At 59.8% G+C, this 17,425-nt stretch carries 18 protein-coding genes and 1 tRNA gene; 13 read left to right on the top strand and 6 right to left on the bottom strand.

What is annotated here, in order from left to right:
* Positions 1-754: beta-eliminating lyase-related protein (locus tag RTS12_RS11665; RefSeq protein WP_312528648.1), on the top strand; the 754-nt coding region annotated here is incomplete at its 5' end.
* Here the strand turns inward: RTS12_RS11665 and RTS12_RS11670 are convergent.
* Genes RTS12_RS11670 through RTS12_RS11680 form a run of 3 tightly spaced genes read right to left on the bottom strand, consistent with a single transcriptional unit; the run spans position 734 to position 2,851 of the window.
* Positions 734-1,207, bottom strand: a complete 474-nt coding sequence (locus RTS12_RS11670) for a CinA family protein (protein WP_312528650.1) — start codon at positions 1,205-1,207, stop codon at positions 734-736. The two genes, RTS12_RS11665 and RTS12_RS11670, sit on opposite strands and share 21 nt — an antisense overlap.
* Entirely contained in the window at positions 1,204-1,695 is a 492-nt protein-coding gene (locus RTS12_RS11675) for a phosphatidylglycerophosphatase A (protein WP_312528652.1), read from the bottom strand. Before RTS12_RS11675 ends, RTS12_RS11670 begins: the two co-directional genes overlap by 4 nt.
* Before the next feature lie 4 nt (positions 1,696-1,699).
* On the bottom strand, positions 1,700-2,851 hold the full coding sequence (locus RTS12_RS11680; protein ID WP_312528654.1) for a bifunctional 2-C-methyl-D-erythritol 4-phosphate cytidylyltransferase/2-C-methyl-D-erythritol 2,4-cyclodiphosphate synthase: 1,152 nt from the start codon (positions 2,849-2,851) through the stop codon (positions 1,700-1,702).
* Positions 2,852-3,054: 203 nt separating this feature from the next.
* Between RTS12_RS11680 and rpiA the strand changes: the two genes are divergently transcribed.
* The 5 genes from rpiA to RTS12_RS11705 all read left to right on the top strand — a co-directional run bounded on the left by rpiA (position 3,055) and on the right by RTS12_RS11705 (position 9,278).
* Positions 3,055-3,780, top strand: a complete 726-nt coding sequence (gene rpiA / locus RTS12_RS11685; protein ID WP_312528656.1) for a ribose-5-phosphate isomerase RpiA — start codon at positions 3,055-3,057, stop codon at positions 3,778-3,780.
* Complete coding sequence (gene gorA, locus RTS12_RS11690) at positions 3,777-5,183, top strand: glutathione-disulfide reductase (RefSeq protein ID WP_312528657.1); 1,407 nt, start codon at positions 3,777-3,779, stop codon at positions 5,181-5,183. The genes rpiA and gorA overlap by 4 nt, the downstream gene beginning before the upstream one ends.
* Before the next feature lie 64 nt (positions 5,184-5,247).
* Positions 5,248-6,468 carry an FtsH protease activity modulator HflK gene (gene hflK / locus RTS12_RS11695; RefSeq protein ID WP_312528658.1) on the top strand — a complete coding sequence of 407 codons (1,221 nt, stop codon included), beginning with the start codon at positions 5,248-5,250 and terminating at the stop codon, positions 6,466-6,468.
* Positions 6,468-7,559 (top strand): protease modulator HflC, encoded by a 1,092-nt coding sequence (locus tag RTS12_RS11700; protein ID WP_312528659.1) that lies wholly within the window; start codon positions 6,468-6,470, stop codon positions 7,557-7,559. The genes hflK and RTS12_RS11700 overlap by 1 nt, the downstream gene beginning before the upstream one ends.
* A 201-nt stretch (positions 7,560-7,760) precedes the next feature.
* The gene (locus RTS12_RS11705; RefSeq protein ID WP_312528660.1) at positions 7,761-9,278 is read left to right on the top strand and encodes a DegQ family serine endoprotease; all 1,518 of its coding nucleotides are present in this window, start codon (positions 7,761-7,763) and stop codon (positions 9,276-9,278) included.
* A 115-nt stretch (positions 9,279-9,393) separates the two neighbouring features.
* On the opposite strand, the gene RTS12_RS11710 is transcribed toward RTS12_RS11705, so the two are convergent.
* A complete protein-coding gene (locus RTS12_RS11710) occupies positions 9,394-10,173 on the bottom strand; it encodes an invasion associated locus B family protein (protein WP_312528662.1) in 780 nt (259 codons plus the stop codon).
* Between the two features lie 464 nt (positions 10,174-10,637).
* On the opposite strand from RTS12_RS11710, the gene RTS12_RS11715 reads away from it, so the two are divergent.
* Entirely contained in the window at positions 10,638-12,233 is a 1,596-nt protein-coding gene (locus RTS12_RS11715) for a helicase HerA-like domain-containing protein (RefSeq protein WP_312528664.1), read from the top strand.
* Between the two features lie 3 nt (positions 12,234-12,236).
* Here RTS12_RS11715 and RTS12_RS11720 read toward each other — a convergent pair whose 3' ends face one another.
* Positions 12,237-12,578 carry a DUF6477 family protein gene (locus RTS12_RS11720; RefSeq protein WP_312528665.1) on the bottom strand — a complete coding sequence of 114 codons (342 nt, stop codon included), beginning with the start codon at positions 12,576-12,578 and terminating at the stop codon, positions 12,237-12,239.
* A gap of 213 nt (positions 12,579-12,791) precedes the next feature.
* On the opposite strand from RTS12_RS11720, the gene RTS12_RS11725 reads away from it, so the two are divergent.
* The gene (locus RTS12_RS11725; protein WP_312528667.1) at positions 12,792-13,967 is read left to right on the top strand and encodes a DUF6456 domain-containing protein; all 1,176 of its coding nucleotides are present in this window, start codon (positions 12,792-12,794) and stop codon (positions 13,965-13,967) included.
* 6 nt (positions 13,968-13,973) lie between these two features.
* Here RTS12_RS11725 and RTS12_RS11730 read toward each other — a convergent pair whose 3' ends face one another.
* The gene (locus tag RTS12_RS11730; protein ID WP_312528669.1) at positions 13,974-14,525 is read right to left on the bottom strand and encodes a peroxiredoxin; all 552 of its coding nucleotides are present in this window, start codon (positions 14,523-14,525) and stop codon (positions 13,974-13,976) included.
* Positions 14,526-14,671: 146 nt separating this feature from the next.
* On the opposite strand from RTS12_RS11730, the gene lipA reads away from it, so the two are divergent.
* From lipA to mads1, 5 genes are all read left to right on the top strand, one after another.
* On the top strand, positions 14,672-15,619 hold the full coding sequence (lipA, locus tag RTS12_RS11735) for a lipoyl synthase (RefSeq protein WP_312528670.1): 948 nt from the start codon (positions 14,672-14,674) through the stop codon (positions 15,617-15,619).
* Positions 15,620-15,726: 107 nt separating this feature from the next.
* Positions 15,727-15,810: transfer RNA gene (locus tag RTS12_RS11740), tRNA-Leu, on the top strand.
* Positions 15,811-16,442: 632 nt separating this feature from the next.
* Complete coding sequence (locus RTS12_RS11745; protein ID WP_164129467.1) at positions 16,443-16,643, top strand: AlpA family transcriptional regulator; 201 nt, start codon at positions 16,443-16,445, stop codon at positions 16,641-16,643.
* Between the two features lie 102 nt (positions 16,644-16,745).
* Positions 16,746-16,946: a DNA-binding protein gene (locus RTS12_RS11750; RefSeq protein WP_312528677.1), complete on the top strand. Its 201-nt coding sequence runs from the start codon at positions 16,746-16,748 to the stop codon at positions 16,944-16,946.
* 282 nt (positions 16,947-17,228) lie between these two features.
* Positions 17,229-17,417, top strand: a complete 189-nt coding sequence (gene mads1 / locus RTS12_RS11755) for a methylation-associated defense system helix-turn-helix domain-containing protein MAD1 (protein WP_164608659.1) — start codon at positions 17,229-17,231, stop codon at positions 17,415-17,417.
* Positions 17,418-17,425 lie beyond the last annotated feature (8 nt).

Raw genomic sequence — 17,425 nt, forward strand, 5'->3', positions numbered from 1 at the left:
TATGGCGGGGGGCAAGCTGATGCTGGTCCCGGGCGAGGGCGGCAAGATGACCGCCCAATCCCTGAGGAATACGCTTGAGACCAATGCCGCAGATTCGGTCCATGCCGGTCAGAATGTCGGCCTTTCGATCACCAATGCCACTGAAGTGGGCACGATCTATACCCCTGACGAGGTGACAGCGCTTTCCCAGATCGCGCATGATGCAGGGCTGGCGGTGCATATGGATGGCGCGCGCTTTGCCAATGCGCTTGCCGCGCAGGGCTGCGCGCCTGCCGATCTGACCTGGCGCGCAGGGGTTGATCTTTTGTCGCTTGGTGGGACCAAAAACGGCTGTATGGGCGCCGAGGCCGTGATCATTTTCGATCCGGCGAAGTCGATGGAATTCGAGTATCGTCGCAAGCGCGGCGGACATCTGTTTTCCAAGCATCGCTATCTTGCCGCACAAATTCTGGCCTGGCTGGACGGCGATCTTTGGCTGAAACTGGCTGGACATGCCAATCAGATGGCGCATGAGCTGGCAAGCGGGCTGGTCAATCTTGCGGATGTCTCGATTGTCCACCGTGTCGAAACCAATGGTGTTTTCATCACCCTGCCCAAGGCCGAGGCCCGACGTTTGGCGCAGGCCGGGGCCAGCTTTCACGAATGGCCCTGTGCCGATCTGGAGCCGGGCCACTCATCGCTGCGCCTGATTTGCGGTTGGGACACCGAGGCCGAGGACGTGGCGCGGTTCTTGTCAGTCCTGCGACAGGGCTAACGCGATCAGGTCAAGTGCGTGATCCACGGTTGCCGCGCGCACGCCCGCGCGGCCCAAATCGCCAAAGTCGCGGGTTTCTGCATGCAGGTGACGGCTGGTGGCGATGCCAAAGCACACGCGCCCGACAGGCTTATCTACCGAGCCGCCGCCCGGACCGGCAATTCCCGTGACCGAGACGGCAATTCCCGCGCGTGAATGGGCCAAGGCTCCGGCGGCCATTTCGCGCGCCGTCTGGTCGCTGACCGCGCCAAAATCGGCCAGAGTTTGCGCCTTTACCCCCAGCATTTCCATTTTGGCTTCATTGGAATAGGTGACGAAGCCGCGATCGAAGGCATCAGAGGATCCGGCCACTTCGGTCAATGCGGCCGCGATCAGCCCACCCGTGCAGCTTTCTGCCGTGGCGATCATGACGCCCCGCTGCCGGGCAAGCTCTAGAACGCTGGTGGCTTTCACATGAACAATCCGTGTGCAACTCCTGCGGCAATCATCGTCGCGAAACCTGCGAAAAGTCCAGCCCACAGATCATCCAGCATGACCCCATCCGCATCGCCGCGCCGATCCGCGCGCCCGACCAGCCAGGGTTTCCAGATGTCAAAGAGCCGGAAAAAGATGAATGCGCCCAGCCAGCCCGGATATGGGAAGCGGTCGGCGGGAAGGCCCATCAACCAAAAGCCGAAAGCCGGAAAGCACAGCGCCAGCCACTGACCCGCAACCTCGTCGATGACAATCTCAGACGGGTCTTTTTCGGTCAGATCGGATGTGGCCCGGCGCACCGCCCAAAAGCCAAGCAGCGTGACCAGCACTGTCGCCACTGCCAGCAGCGGGAAATGCCCAAGCCTGTAGAGACCGAGCCCCACCAAAATCGCAATGGCCGAGGCCCATGTCCCCGGCGCGGGTTTCAGCTGGCCTGCTCCAAAAAGGGTGGCGATGGCGCGTTCCATAGGATCAGCCTTTCACAAGGGTTGCGGTGGCGATGGCGGCAATGCCTTCGCCGCGGCCGGTAAAGCCCAGCCGTTCAGATGTGGTGGCTTTGACGCTGATTCGGGCGATCTCGATGCCCAGAATCTCGGCCAACCGCGTTTGCATGCTACCGGCATGCGGGCCGATTTTGGGGAATTCGCAAATCAGCGTCAGATCGACATTGCCGATGGCAAAGCCCTTTGACGCGGCCAGCTCGACGGCATGGCGCAGGAAAATGTCGCTGGCGGCACCTTTCCATTGCGGGTCCGAAGGGGGGAAGTGGCGACCAATATCGCCCTCGGCCATGGCGCCATAGATTGCATCCGTCAGCGTATGCAGCCCGACATCGGCATCGGAATGACCGACCAGCCCCTGATCATGGGGGATCTTGACCCCGCATAGCCAGACATGATCGCCCGGGCCAAAGGCATGGACATCAAAGCCATTGCCAAGGCGGATATCGGTAAGGGACATGTCTTGCTCCATAATGCGGCGGGCGCGGGCGAAATCCTGCGGCCAGGTCAGTTTCAGGTTGTTCTCGCATCCCGGCGTGACCGTGACAGGCAGGCCAGCGCGGCGCGCAAGTTCGACATCATCGGCCGCCCCCTCGGGGTAGCGGCGATGTGCGGCCAGGATGGCGTCCAAGGCAAAGCCCTGAGGGGTTTGGGCGCGGTAAAGCCCCTCGCGGTCGGCGGTTCCGCTTACCACTCCACCCTCGGCACGCCAAAGGGCGTCGGTGACTGCAAGGGCAGGGGCTGCGGCGGGGGCGCCTGACTGCAGGGCGGCGATCACGCCCGCGATAACCTCGCGCGAGACAAGCGGACGGGCACCATCATGGATCAGCACATGGGTGATGCCGCTTCCCTCGAGGCTGGCCAGCCCGGCCAAGACGCTTTGGGCGCGGGTCTCGCCGCCGGCGATCAGCGTGACCTTGCCACCAAATTCGGCAATTCCGCGCGCCATGTCATCGGGATGCAGCGTTACGACAATGCGTTCGGCCCCGCCAAAGGCGCGGATGCTTTGTGCCAAAACCGAAAGCCCGCACAGGTCGCGCCATTGCTTTGGGGTGCCGCCCCCGGCGCGGGTGCCGCGGCCTGCGGCGGTGATCAGAACGGCATAGTTATGAGGTATCGTCATGGCGCATGATTAGGCGAGGCGTCGGCCCATGGCAATCTGTGGCAATCGGGCGCAGCGTGGTTCTTGTGGCCAGATCCAAAGGGGACACGGCAGTGAAAACGATGCAGAAGCAATGGGCGCGCCTTGGGCTTTGCGCGCTAAACGGTAGCCACCGGGTGCTGCGCGCCCTATAAGGCATTAACCCGAATTCCAGAGGCTTCACCATGACCCAGACCCCCGTTTTTGATCCCGCAAAGGATGCCGCATCGATTGCCGCGACCGCTTTGGTCGAGCCGGGCATGAAACTGGGGCTGGGGACCGGCTCGACAGCGGTTGTTTTCGTGCACCGCCTGGCAGAGCGCGTCAAACGCGAAGGCTTTGCTTTGCGCTGTGCTGCGACCTCAAAGGCCACGGCAGAGCTGGCCACTTCGCTTGGTTTGAAAATCGAAAGCCTGGATGATCTGGGCTGGCTTGATCTGACCATCGACGGCGCGGATGAGCTGGACCCGGATCTGAACCTGATCAAAGGCGGCGGCGCGGCCCATCTGCGCGAAAAGATCGTCGCAACCGCCTCGGACCGGATGGTGGTGATCGCCGATCAGTCCAAAGTGGTCGAGCAGCTTGGCCGCTTTCATCTGCCTGTCGAGGTACTGGCCTTTGGTCTTCATGCGACGCAAACGCTGATCAAGCGCGGACTTGATGATCTTGGCCTCAGCCAGCGCCCGATTTTGCTGCGCAAGCGTGACGATCAGCCCGTCATCACCGATGAGGGCAATCTGGTTCTGGACCTGGCGCTAGAGGCGATCCCCGATCCCTATGCGTTAGCCAATATGCTTTCCTCTGTCGCCGGGGTGGTTGAACACGGCCTTTTCCTGAATATCTGCAGTAAAGCGATTGTTGGACGGGCAGACGGTTCAGTCGTTGAACTGACCTGCGAGGGAGCAGAATGACGTTTGATTATGACCTTTTCGTCATCGGTGGCGGCTCGGGCGGGGCAAGGGCCTCGCGTATTTCCGCGGGTCAATACGGCGCTCGGGTTGCTGTAGCCGAGGAAAGCCGCATGGGTGGCACCTGCGTCATTCGCGGATGCGTTCCCAAAAAGCTGATGATTTACGGCTCGCAGATGCCTGCCGAGGTCGAGGAAGCTCGCGGATATGGTTGGCAAGAGGCCGAAGTCGGCAGCTTCAACTGGCCCGTGTTCCGCGACAAGCTGGCGCGTGAGTTGAACCGCCTTGAGGCTGCTTATACCAATGGCATGGTCAATGCGGGCGTCGATACCTATAAGCAACGCGCCCATGTCGTCGATGCCCATACGGTCGAACTGGCCGATGGTTCGCGCTTTACCGCACGCTATATCCTGATCGCGGTCGGCGGCCGCCCGGCGCTGCCGGGGATCAAGGGCCAGGAACTGGGCCTAATTTCGGATGATCTGTTCACGCTAGAGCGTCTGCCCAAAAAGGTTCTGCTGGTGGGCGGCGGTTATATCGCCTCGGAATTCGCGACGATTTTCAATGGCTTTGGCAGCGAGACGGTTCTGGCCTATCGCGGTGACCGCATCCTGCGCGGCTTTGACGAGGAAATGCGCGATCACGTCACCCAGCAATTCTATGACACCGGCGTTGACCTGCGTCTGGGCGTGACGCCGACCTTGTTGGAAAAAGACGGCGAGGGCGTTCGCGTCACCTTTGACGACGGCACGATCGAGACCTTTGACGACGTGGTTTTTGCAACGGGTCGCAAGCCCTATACGCAAGGGCTGGGGCTGGAGAATGCGGGCGTCAAGACCGGGCAGAACGGTCAGATCCTGATCGACGAATGGTCGCAGACCTCGGTGCCCTCGATCTATGCGGTGGGCGATGTGGTTGATCTGGTCAGCCTGACCCCGGTTGCCATTCGCGCCGGACATAACTTTGCCGATACGATCTTTGGTGGCACGCCGAAACCTTGCGATTTCTCGCAGGTTCCAAGCGCCGTCTATATCCGCCCACACGAGCTGGCGACCATCGGCCTGACCGAAGAGGCCGCTGCGGCGCGCGGCCCGGTTGATGTCTATATCGGTGGTTTCCGTCCGATGCGCTCGCTTTTCGCGGACTCCGAGGCGCGCTCGGTGATGAAGCTGCTGGTGGATGTGGAAACGGATCTTGTGCTGGGCTGCCATATCTTCGGCCCCGAAGCCGGCGAGATGCTGCAAATGGTCGCAGTCGCCATGGGAATGAAGGCGACCAAGGCCGATTTCGACCGCGCCATCGCCATTCACCCCACCGTGGCCGAGGAATTGGTGACGATGCGCAAGCCCGCTCGGCGGGTTGGGGCGGTTGTGGCTGCGACCGAAAGGCACAGTGCGGTTTCTTGACATTCCCGACATAAGCCCCAGTTTCAACTGGGAAGATTACAGACGATTGAACGAGGCGAGGCGAATGGCAGCACAGGGCCCCTGGGGCGGTGGCGGAGATAATGGCAAGGGTGGCGACAACAAGCCGCCGCAATCCGGGCCTCAGCGCCCTTGGGGAAACCCAGGCGGTGATGATGATCGCAATCGTCCGCAACCGGGCGGCCCCCGCCGCGGGGATCAGATGCCCGAGATCGAGGATCTGGTCCGCAAAGGTCAAGACCGTCTGCGCGTCCTGATGGGCGGTCGCGGCAAAGGCGGTGGGCCTGGCGGCGGCGGCGGTGGACCGCGCGGTCAGGGACCGAAATTCTCGCTTAACCGGGGAACGGTCGGCCTGATCGGTCTGGGCGCAGTCGCAGTCTGGCTGTTTTCCAGCTTCTACCAGGTGCCGACAGGTCAGCAATCGGTCGAACTTTTGTTCGGAAAGCCGGTCTCGGTCGGGACCGAAGGTCTGAACTTTGCACCTTGGCCAGTGATGCGCGCGGAAATCGTCAATATCGACGAAGAGCGCGTGACCCAGATCGGAACAGGACAGGCGGGTCCGCTGGACAGCGGTCTGATGCTGACGCGCGACCAAAATATCGTTGATATGGAATATCAGGTCGTATGGAAGGTCTCGGATCCCGAGAAGTTCCTGTTCAATCTGGCCGATCCGCGCGACACGATCCGTGCGGTCGCTGAATCCGCAATGCGTGACATTGTTGCCCGCTCTGAACTGGCGCCGATCCTGAACCGTGACCGTGGTGCGATCCAATCGGATCTCTTGGCCGCCGTTCAGCAAACGCTTGATGAATATCAATCAGGTATTCATGTTTTGCGTGTGAACCTTGACCGTGCCGACCCGCCAAGCGAAGTGATCGACAGCTTCCGAGAGGTGCAGGCCGCACAACAAGAACGCGACCGCCTTGAAAAAGAGGCTGACGCCTATGCCAACCGTGTTCTGGCCAGTGCACGCGGCGAATCTGCTGCGACGATCGAACGCGCCGAAGCCTATCGCGCCGAGGCCGTGAACTCGGCCCAAGGTGAGGCCGCGCGCTTCAACTCGGTCTATGACGAATATGTCAAGGCCCCCGAGGTTACGCGCCGCCGCATGTATCTTGAAACGATGGAACGTGTGCTGGGCAACGTCGATAAAGTGCTGATCGACAGCGGCGCATCGGGTGCGGGTGGGGTTGTGCCCTATCTGCCGCTGGATCAGCTGCGAAAATCGCCCGCTCCGGGCAATAATGCGACCGGAGGGAGCAACTGATGAAACGCGCAATTTCCGTTCTGGCCTTGCCATTTGTCGTCGTTGTGGCCGTCGTGGTCATGGCCTCGGTCTATATTGTTGACGTGCGCGAACGCGCGCTGGTGCTGCGTTTTGGTGAGGTCGTCGAGGTCCGTGAGAACCCCGGCCTTTTCATTAAGGTGCCCTTCATCGATCAGGTCGTGCGCTATGATGCGCGTATTCTGGGTCTGCCCACCAAACCAATGGAGGTCACGCCGCTGGATGACCGCCGTCTGGTCGTGGATGCCTTTGCACGCTGGCAGATTGTCGATACCGCACGCTTCCGTCGTGCCGTGGGCAATGGCGGCATCGATTTTGCCCAGACCCGTCTTGATCCGATCGTGACCAACGCGATTCGTCAGGTGCTGGGTTCGGTTCCCTCGACCAATGTTCTGTCCAATGACCGTACCGGCCTGATGAACCAGATCCGCGACAAGGCCCGTGCCGAAGCCGAAGATCTGGGCGTTCGCATCATCGACGTCCGTCTGACCCGGACCGATCTGCCCGAGCAGAACCTGAATGCGACCTATGCCAGAATGCGCGCTGAACGCGAGCGTGAGGCCGCAGATGAGATCGCCCGTGGTGGCGAGGCCGCGCAGCGTGTGCGTGCCGCCGCAGATCGTACCGTGGTCGAGCTGACCTCAGAGGCGCGCAAGAAATCCGAGGTGGTTCGCGGTGAAGCCGATGCCCGCCGCAACGCCATCTATGCCGATGCATTTGGCCGCGATCCGGAATTCTTCGCCTTCACCCGCTCGATGACGTCTTACGAACGCGCGCTGAAAGGCGAGAACAGCTCGATCGTGATCAGCCCGGATGGTGAATTCTTCGACTATCTGCGCAGCGATGGCGCTGAACGTGCCAACCCGAACCCGGCGCCGCGCCCCAGCGCCGCTGTCGAGGGTACCACCTCCGAGGATGTCGCCCCGACCGTAACCAATCGCGAAGGTGAGCCTTTGGGCGCAAGCGCGGGCGTGACTTTGACGCCCATGCCCGAAGAGCTCAGCACGCCGCCGCAAGAGGAACCGGTGATCACCCCCGAAACCCCGGTGACGGGTGGGGCTGGCGCAAACTAAACCTCGCATTCATTTGAAAAGCTAAAGATGGCGGCCCGGGAACCAAGGGCCGCCATTTTTCATTGAACACGCACAAGTCACGATCAGTTCATCCGACGAGAGGGTGATTTATTTGCAACTGCACCACATTATCCTTTCAACGCATGAGCATGGCTGCAACGCTTGTCGAGGCAGCTGATACATCCAAAGGAGCGGATCCTTATGACGACCTTTTCACCGCGCTTTCTGCTGACGGCCTCAAGCCTCGCGCTTGCCTTGGCAGTCACACCGCTTGCCGCCCAACAGGCGGCGGTTGCGGGTAATGGGGCAGCAAATGACAATGCCTCGCTGACCGATAAGGCGCAGCCTGCAATCATGCCAAGCTTTGCCGATCTGGTCGATCAGGTCAGCCCTGCGGTGGTAAATATCACCACCACCGCCACCATCGCCGCACCGACGGGCGGCATGCCTGGTTTTCCCGAAGGTAGCCCGTTTTCGGATCTGTTTCGTGACTTCGGCTTTCCTGGAAACCCCTTTGGCGGCCAGGGTGGCCCCCAGGCCGAGCAGCGTTCGAACGCACTTGGATCGGGCTTCGTGGTTTCGGCTGATGGCCTGATCGTCACCAACAACCACGTCATCGAAGGTGCCGATGAAATCGAGGTCGAGTTTTACTCGGGCAAGCGCCTGCCTGCCAAAGTCATTGGCAAGGACGACAAGACCGATATTGCTGTCTTGAAGGTCGAAAGCCCCGACAAGCTGCCCTTCGTCAAATTTGGTGACAGCGACAAGGCGCGCGTCGGGGATTGGGTGCTGGCACTTGGTAACCCGTTGGGGCAGGGTTTCTCGGCATCCACCGGGATCGTCTCCGCGCGCAATCGCGCCCTGACCGGCACCTATGATGATTTCATCCAGACCGATGCGGCGATCAACCGGGGCAACTCGGGCGGTCCGCTGTTCAACATGGCGGGCGAGGTCGTCGGCGTGAACACCGCGATCTTGTCGCCCAATGGTGGCTCGATCGGGATTGGCTTTTCGATGGCTTCGAATGTCGTCTCGAAAGTGGTCAAGCAGCTCGAGGAATATGGCGAAACGCGTCGTGGCTGGCTGGGTGTCAAAATTCAGGACGTCACGCCTGATATTGCCGATTCCCTTGGGCTAAGCGCAGATAGCGGCGTTCTGGTGACGGATGTCCCGACCGGGCCTGCTTTGGATGCTGGCATGAAGGCGGGCGATATTATCACCAAATTCGACGCGGGCGAGGTCAAGGACATGCGCGAACTGGTGCGCCGTGTCGGCGATGCGCCGGTCGGCGAGCAGGTCGATGTGACCGTGATGCGCGATGGCAAGCCTGTTGATCTGAAGGTAACGCTTGGCCGCCGCGAATTGGCCGAAGGGGGCAGCACCTCGACCAAGGTCGATTCGGCAACTCACAGCGCCTCGGACTTGCTTGGCATGACGGTTGCGCCGCTTACGCCTGAAATTGCTGCCGAGCTGGGCGTTTCGCGCGATATGACCGGGCTTGTGGTCCAGTCGGTCAATCCGACGGGGGCCGCTGCCGATAAGGGGCTTGCGGCGGGGGATGTCATTACCGAAGCCGGACAGCAGCCGGTTGCAAGCCTTGCCGATCTGGAAAAGCAGATTGCCCAGTCGCGCGAGGCAGGCCGTAAGTCGATCCTGATCTTGGTGCGCCGCGCAGGTGAGCCGCGCTTTGTGGCTCTTCCGATCGATAGCGCGAAATAAGCGCCTCATGCAGGCCCGCAAGAATAAGCGGGCCTCGCTCTGCGCAAGCCAAAGAGTGGCAGAACGAAAAAAGGGGGCGCAATCGCGCCCCCTTTTGGTCTTTAGCAGACGCAGATTACTGCGCAGGCTTCACGTCGGGCGTGGCTGCCGGGGCGGCTGCGGTCGCGCCAGCGGCCGGGGTGGTGGCGGCCAGTTCTTTCATCGCGGCGGTGACGGCGTCAAAGCCTGCGGTGAAGCCCGTCAGCGACAGGTTCAGCTTGACTTGCTGGTCTTCGGGGGCACCGAAGGGGCGCAGCATGACGCTGCCTGCCTTGCCACGCTTCAGCGCGCCCAGCTCGTCTCCGGTCAGGCCAACACGCGAGATACAGCCGATTTGTGCGCAGACCATGAACGGATAGGCCATGGCTTTATTGGCGTCGATTTGCAGCTGCAGCCCGTGCTGAAGGTCGGTTTCCAGCGGTGCAACAAAGGTCACGATCGCTGCAACCTTGCCCTCGACCGGCACAACCGAAGCTTCGGCAACTGCGCCGCCGTCAGCATCTTTCAGAAGTTGATACAGCTCACAGGGGTCTTTTCCGTCCTGGGTCTTGATGCAGCGCAGCGACCAATCGCCATGGGTGGCGCGCACATAGGTCTGGCCCACCTGCGCATCAGCCGCACTGGTCGGGATGGGCGCAGCAGCGCCTGCGGCCGGTGCTGCGGGAGCAGCTGCAGCCGGGGCTGCTGCCTCGGCGGTCGGGGCCGGTGCTTCTGCCGGTGCTGCGGCTGGTGCAGCCGCTGCCGGAGCCTCGGCGGCAGGGGCGGTCTCGGTCGTAGCCTGAGCAAATGCCATACCCGCGCCGCTGGCGATGGTGAAAATGGCGGCAAGCAGGGCGGTGGAAGTTCTGTTAACCATGGTCCTCGTCCTTTGGTCAAAGCTCTGGCTATGGTCCTAGCATGGCACTTGGCCATTGTCAGGGCGCAACTGGGAATGGCTCATCACAGAATCGCGCCATGAAGGCGATGAGTGCCTTATTTCGGGTAAAACTGTGCTGCGCGGAAATTGGCTGATTTATCAGTGCAAAAGCAAAGGTCCGGCATGACTGCCGGACCTTGTTTTTCCATCCCTGCCGGACTTGCCGGTCGTTATTGCAGTCAGGCTAATTTTCGCTGAGCGACCCGTCAACTATCTGAATAGGCAGGTTGTAGCCGCCTAAAATTCAAAAAAAAGTCGCGCCCGAAGGCGCGACAGTCCAACAGGGAGGAAGTATCGTTTTGTCATTTCTGACAATCCGATAGGCTCAGATTGGCACAAGAGAATGAAGTTTGTATTGTTCATATCTTGAAATCTGCGCTTTTTTGCCGATCCGGAGTGATAAAATGGCCAAAGTCGTCAACTTTGAGGATGGAACTCTGCTCGTCGGTGGCGGCGGTGAGGGGTATCACTCGCCTCAGAATTTATTGCTCAAATATGCAAACCGCCATGGGTTGATTGCGGGCGCGACCGGAACCGGAAAAACCGTCACCTTGCAAACTTTGGCTGAATCGCTGTCCCTGGCGGGGGTTCCGGTCTTTCTGGCGGATGTGAAGGGCGATTTATCTGGCCTTTGTCAGGTTGGGGGCGGTGATCCCAACCTGGACGCCAGCTTTCAAACGCGAGCCCAAACCATCGGCGTTGATCTGGATTTTCAGGCCTTTCCCGTCACTTTCTGGGATATTTGGGGTGAGAAGGGGCATAGTGTTCGCACCACCCCAGCCGATATGGGGCCTCTGCTGCTGGCACGGATGATGGGGCTGACCGATGTTCAAGAGGGGGTCTTGAACATCGCATTTCGCCTTGCCGATGAAGAGGGGCTGGCCCTGCTTGATCTTAAGGATCTGCAAGCGATGCTGCTGTGGGTCGGGCAGAATGCCAAAGAGTTAAGCCTGAAATACGGCAATGTGTCGACGGCCTCGGTCGGGGCCATTCAGCGCGCATTGCTGGTCCTTGAGAATCAAGGCGGAAATCTGCTTTTTGGCGAGCCAGCGCTTGAGCTGTCGGATCTGATCCGGGTGGATGCCTCGGGCAAGGGCATGATCAACGTTTTGTCGGCCGAGCGCTTGATGAATGCGCCAACGCTTTACGCGACCTTTCTGCTTTGGCTGATGTCCGAGCTGTTTGAGCAGCTTCCCGAGGTGGGGGATCCCGACAAACCCAAGATCGCCTTTTTCTTTGACGAGGCGCATCTTTTGTTCAATGGCGCATCACCCGCCTTGATTGCCAAGATCGAACAGGTCGCAAGGCTGATCCGTTCGAAAGGTGTAAGTGTCTGGTTTATCACACAAAATCCAACGGATGTGCCCGAGAGCGTTCTGGGCCAATTGGGCAATCGTATCCAGCATGCTTTGCGCGCCTTTACTGCCAAGGATCAAAAGGCTTTGCGACTGGCTGCCGAAAACTATCGTGCCAATCCGGCCTTTGATACCGCCGATGCGATCCAGCATGTTGGTACTGGCGAGGCCGTGACATCGCTTCTTGAAGCCAAGGGCATACCCGGCGTGGTCGAGCGCAGTCTGATCCGTCCGCCTTTCGCGCGGATGGGAACGATCACCGATGCCGAGCGTGCGGCCGTCATGGCGGCGTCGCCGATGGCGCTGAAATACGACAAAAGCGTGGACCGCGAATCGGCGTTCGAGCTTTTGGCCAAGCGCACCGCCGCTGCAGCGCAGGCGGCCTCGCAGGCCGAGGCAAAACCGGGGGGCGGGGCCGTGCCCTCCGATGCGGATATTTTTGATATGCCGCAAGAGCATAAGCAGGGGCGTCGCTATAACCCCAAGCTGCAGTTCCCCGACGAATCCGCCAAGCCTGCGCGTCGTGCAAGCAGCAGCGATTCGATTGCAACGACTTTTGGCAAAAGCCTTGCACGGCAATTGGGCACCAAAACCGGACAGGCGCTGGTTCGCGGCGTCTTGGGTTCGCTTTTCCGGGGGAAATAGTTGCTATCCCTGTGCCAAAGCTCGGCTGGCGGCGTGATCACCAGCGGCCAGCCGAACTTCGGCCAAGATCGCGATCAAGAAAAGAATATGGCGCTGCAGGTCATATTCTGCGGATTTTTCGCGACGATGCTGATCGCAAACTGCCTCTTGGGCCAGCAACAGGCGCATTAATTGAAGCGTACCGGGCAGGGGCTCTAGGCGCAAAAGCCCCCGCAAGCCCCTGTCACGATTCCAGCCTGATTGCCCGGCCTTTGCCGCGGCAATCAGCAATCCTGGGCGGCGAAGCGCGGGTGAAAGCGTCGGGGCAGGGGGCAAGTCCGTGAACTGGGCCAGAGTCAGGATCATGTTCATCGCCATCTCCAAGTTTCATTTCGGAAATTAGACGCCAGCCCATCCGGGTGTTGCTTCGTGCGGTCAATCTGCGCGCGCAACAGCAATCATTCTTTAGGAATTGTTAGGAAATATTACGGAATTCGTAAGGCCTTGGGCTGTGGACGAAATCTATTAACAAATTCGCGGAGATTCCTGCCACGATCTCCTGCCGGAAAGGAATTTTTCATGACTGCATTGATGGGCGATTTTGCCGCAGACACGATGATTCACGCTCAACCTGCTGAAGCTAGCGCCACACTAAGCCAGGCTGACAAGAGCGGTGCCGCATCCTTTCCCCATCCTGAAGATCTTAGGTATTATCTGCGACATGTTGAGGGCGGGGAAAGCATCCGTGCCTTGGCACGCGAGGCGGGGTGCCATGCCTCGACGATTTTGCGCCGAATTCGCCGAATCGAGCAGCGGCGCGATGACCCTTTGGTCGATCAAGCGATCGAGCGCGCGACAGCCTCGGTCAAATCTGGACATGATCCGGCAAGCCGGCGCGAAACGGAACAGTTTCGCCGTATTTTGCGCAGGCTGTGCGAAAGCGATGCGCTTTTGCTGGTGTCCGAGGGGATGGACAAGGCAATCGTGGTGCGGCGCGATATTCGCACCGCCATTCTTGATCGTGAGATCGCGGAAAAAATGGCGATGAACGGTTGGGTCATGCTGAAGGCTACGGGGCGGATGCGGCATTACGCGATTACGCCAACCGGGCGAAATGTGCTGAAAACAACCGTGCCTCATGCCCAAATTGGCGGCCTGCCGCGGCGGGCTGCATTTTGCGATGCGGCTTTGGTCAACCAGCCCGATCACGCGACAACTGCCGTGAGTGATGTCACCCTTGGAACCGGTGATCAGCATCGCATTTGGGAGGAGCGAGATCTGGATTGTCCAGATGATGGCAAGCCCAGCCGGGTCCGCGTCAATCTGGCTGAAAGCCCCGTCCATCTTATGGCGCGCCGTCGAACCGCAGTTGGCGAGCCCTTTCTCAGCCAGGGTATGGTGGCTGCGGCCGAGAGGCTGCGCGAGGATTTTGAACTGGCGCAGCTTGGCCCGCGCGTCACGCAGAACTGGGACCGTTTTCTGACTGCCGGGGCCAGCGCTGGCATCAATATGCGCGGATTCTCGGGCGGATCAGAGGGGGCGCGCAACCGCGTGGCCAATGCCCTGCGCGAGCTGGGGCCGGGAATGGGAGATCTGTGCCTGCGGGTCTGCTGCTTTCTGGAGGGGATTGAAAGCACCGAGCGACGCCTGGGCTGGTCGGCGCGCTCGGGCAAGATTGTGCTGAAGCTGGCCCTGATGCGGCTAGAGCAGCATTATCTGCAAGCCTATGGCACCGGCGCGCCGATGATCGGCTGAAGGGTATCAGGCGGCGGGGAACTGCCTTGCCTGATCGCGCAGCCAGTTCAGGATCGCCTCGGGCGAGGTCGCGCCATAGGGGTCGTCTGGGCAGTTGTCGGCGCGGCCGGGCTCTTCGAACCAGGCCTCGATCCGGCTGTCATCGACAATGGCGGCATAGCGCCAGCTGCGCGCCCCAAAGCCAAGATTATCTTTGCGCACCAGCATGCCCATTTGTTGGGTAAAGGCGGCCGAGCCATCCGGGATCATACGCACATGCGACAGACCAAGGGACTGCGCCCATTGGTTCATGACAAAGGCGTCATTGACCGACAGGCAATAGACCTCGTCGATGCCCAAACGCTTTAATTCGGTCGCTGCTTGCTCGAACCCGGGCAGCTGATAGGTGGAACAGGTCGGCGTGAAGGCACCGGGCAGCGCGAAAAGCAAGACCCGCCTGCCGCCGAAGTAATCATCCGTCGTATAGGGCTGCCATCGGAACGGGTTTTGTCCCCCAATCGTCTCGTCATGGACGCGGGTTTGAAAAGTCACTTCAGGTAGTTTATCACCAATGTTCATCGCCTGTCCTTTGCCACCAGATCCGAAGCAGGGCTTAACCTGCGGCGGCGTTTAATCACCTTCGCAATATTGAGTTGTCGGGGTGGCGTTGATCAAGCGAAGAGAAGGTTCTAAGTTAACCGAGAATTACCCGAGGGAACCCGCCAATGGCCGATCTGCCGCCGCAGTTGCGTCACCCCGAAAAGGCCCATAAGCCCGATCAGGACCAGCCCAAGAAGCCCTCTTGGATCCGCGTCAAAGCCCCCGTCAGCGAGGGCTATAAGCAAACCCGCGACATCTTGCGTGAAAACAGGCTATCGACGGTTTGCGAAGAGGCCGGCTGCCCCAATGTGGGCGAGTGCTGGAGCCAGGGCCACGCCACCATGATGATCATGGGCGAAATCTGTACGCGTGGCTGTTCGTTCTGCAACGTCAAAACCGGCAAGCCCAATGCGCTTGACGTGTTCGAGCCGGGGCGCGTGGCCCATGCGGTTCAAAAACTGGGCCTTAACCACGTTGTCTTGACCTCGGTCGACCGCGACGATCTGGATGACGGCGGTGCCGATCACTTTGCTCAGACCATCCGCGCGATTCGTCACCGCTCGCCGAAATCGACGATCGAAGTGCTGACACCGGATTTTCTGAAATCCAAGCCGGGCAGTCTTGAGACCGTCGTCGAGGCGCGCCCCGATGTCTTTAACCACAACCTTGAAACCGTGCCCGGCCTTTATCCGACCGTGCGCCCGGGGGCGCGCTACTTTCATTCGCTGCGCCTTTTGCAGCGCGTCAAAGAGCTTGATCCGGCGATGTTTACCAAATCGGGCATCATGGTTGGCCTGGGCGAGGATCGTCAGGGCGTGCTGCAGGTCATGGATGACATGCGCGCCGCCGATATCGACTTCATGACGATCGGCCAATATTTGCAGCCGACGCCCAAACATCACCGCGTTGATCGTTTCGTCACCCCAGAAGAGTTCGAAAGCTATCAGCGCGCTGCTTTTGGCAAGGGCTTCCTGATGGTTTCAGCCACGCCGCTGACCCGCTCGAGCTATCATGCGGGCGATGATTTCGCGCAATTGCGCGATGCCCGTCTGGCCAAGCTCGGTCGTAGCTGATTGAGGTGAAAATCTGCTTGCCGAGCAGCGACTTCCCGGTTATTGGCAAGGGCAAGCTTTTCGAAGCGGCATGATTGTACAAAGGGTCGAAAGATCCAGGACGATCTGGGGCTGTGGTGGAATGGTAGACACGAAAGATTCAAAATCTTTTGCTGCAAAGCGTGTCGGTTCGAGTCCGACCAGCCCTACCAAATTTGAATTGTGAAAAGGCGATCCTGAAAAGGGTCGCTTTTTTCATATTTGGATATGCTGCTGTCGTCGTGGGGCGGGGCGTGCGCTTTGAAAAAGACGCATTTCGCTGACTTTCGCGCTTCGCCACCAGGCGATGCAGCGTCGATATTCCCCTTCGGCATAAGCCCTGCCAGACAGGTTGCGCGGCAAGTTGAAAGATCCGTCTGCACGGCAAAGCGGACATGATCCGTTTGGGTGAACTGCGATGCCAAAAAATCGAAAAAAGACGCCACAAGCTAGGGCTTTTGCCGCCAAGATCAGGCGGTAATGCGGCTATTCATCTGCTTCTGGGGGGATTTGCCGCTCTGAAATCATCTTTGAGTTCAGGGGTCTATGGCGGAGGAGGTGCGCTTCCAACTGGACCGTCTCCTGTGATCCCTGAGGGGGCTCCGGCAGGATTACATGTCTTAAGATGTTATGACGGAAATTGCGTGATCTGACATGGCCTTGGCCTAAAACTCGCGGCCGCGCGGACCGTCCGATAGGCCTCGCCCGCAACGCGAATCTTCCCGCAACACACTGACTTGAATACGTTTTCTTTCTACGCATTCGTTGTCGTGCGACCAAGGTGGTCGTTCGAAAGGAAACGAAGATGCGAGAAATTTGCCTCAGTCAAATCGATCTGGCTGCCCGATGGAGAATTAGCCCGAGGACACTTGAGCGGTGGCGTTGGACTGGCGAAGGACCGAGCTTCATGAAGCTCGGCGGGCGCGTGATCTACCGCCTCGAAGATGTGCTGGCGTTCGAAAATCAAGAATTGCGCGACCTGGAGGAAATAAAGGCCGGGCGCTGAATCCCGCGCGGGCATCGTCAGCAAAGCCCTGCGCGAAGCATTGTTATGGACGCGCAGGGAGTTTGCATTTCGGCCGTTGAGGTCGCACGAAAGGAAACGAAAATGTTTTACACCCGTCTGACCCAGATTGAGCTGGCAGCACGATGGAGGATCAGCCACAGGACCCTCGAATACTGGCGCTCCCTTGGCGAAGGGCCGCGCTTCATCAAGATCGGACGTTTGGTCATCTACCCGATGGAGGATGTCGTGGCATTCGAAAACCGGGAGCTGAGCGAGATCCCAGCGGACAAGGCTGGGGGCTGAACCATACCGATTGCCTGCCATCCCCTGTGCGCCAGGACCAGTACAGCACGGCCAATGCAGGGTACATCGCACTGCCGTGCCACCTTCCACGAGGCAAAGGGCGCCGGTCGCTCCCAGCGCGCCTCCTTCACCGCGAGTGCCGACGCCGGGCATCTCGTCAGCGAAAGCTCAAGCGCAAGTACAGCAAAACAGGTCTAATCCGACTAAATCCGGTTTACTCGGCCGACGGAGGGTGTAAAGATTGTACTCAAATACTCAGGCTGCACTTGGAAGGGCCGCACCATGACTGATCGCTGGCTCTCCGTCGAGGAGATCGCTGATTATCTCGGTGTCAGCAAAGATACTGTTTACGGGTGGATTTCCAAGCGCGAGATGCCAGCGCACAAGGTCGGTCGACTTTGGAAATTCAAGACTGACGAAATCGACGAATGGGTCAGAAACGGAAAGGCCGCCGACGACCTAAGCGCCTGATCACAAAC

The organism is Paracoccus sp. (in: a-proteobacteria) (assembly GCF_032007265.1).
Lineage (GTDB): Bacteria > Pseudomonadota > Alphaproteobacteria > Rhodobacterales > Rhodobacteraceae > Paracoccus.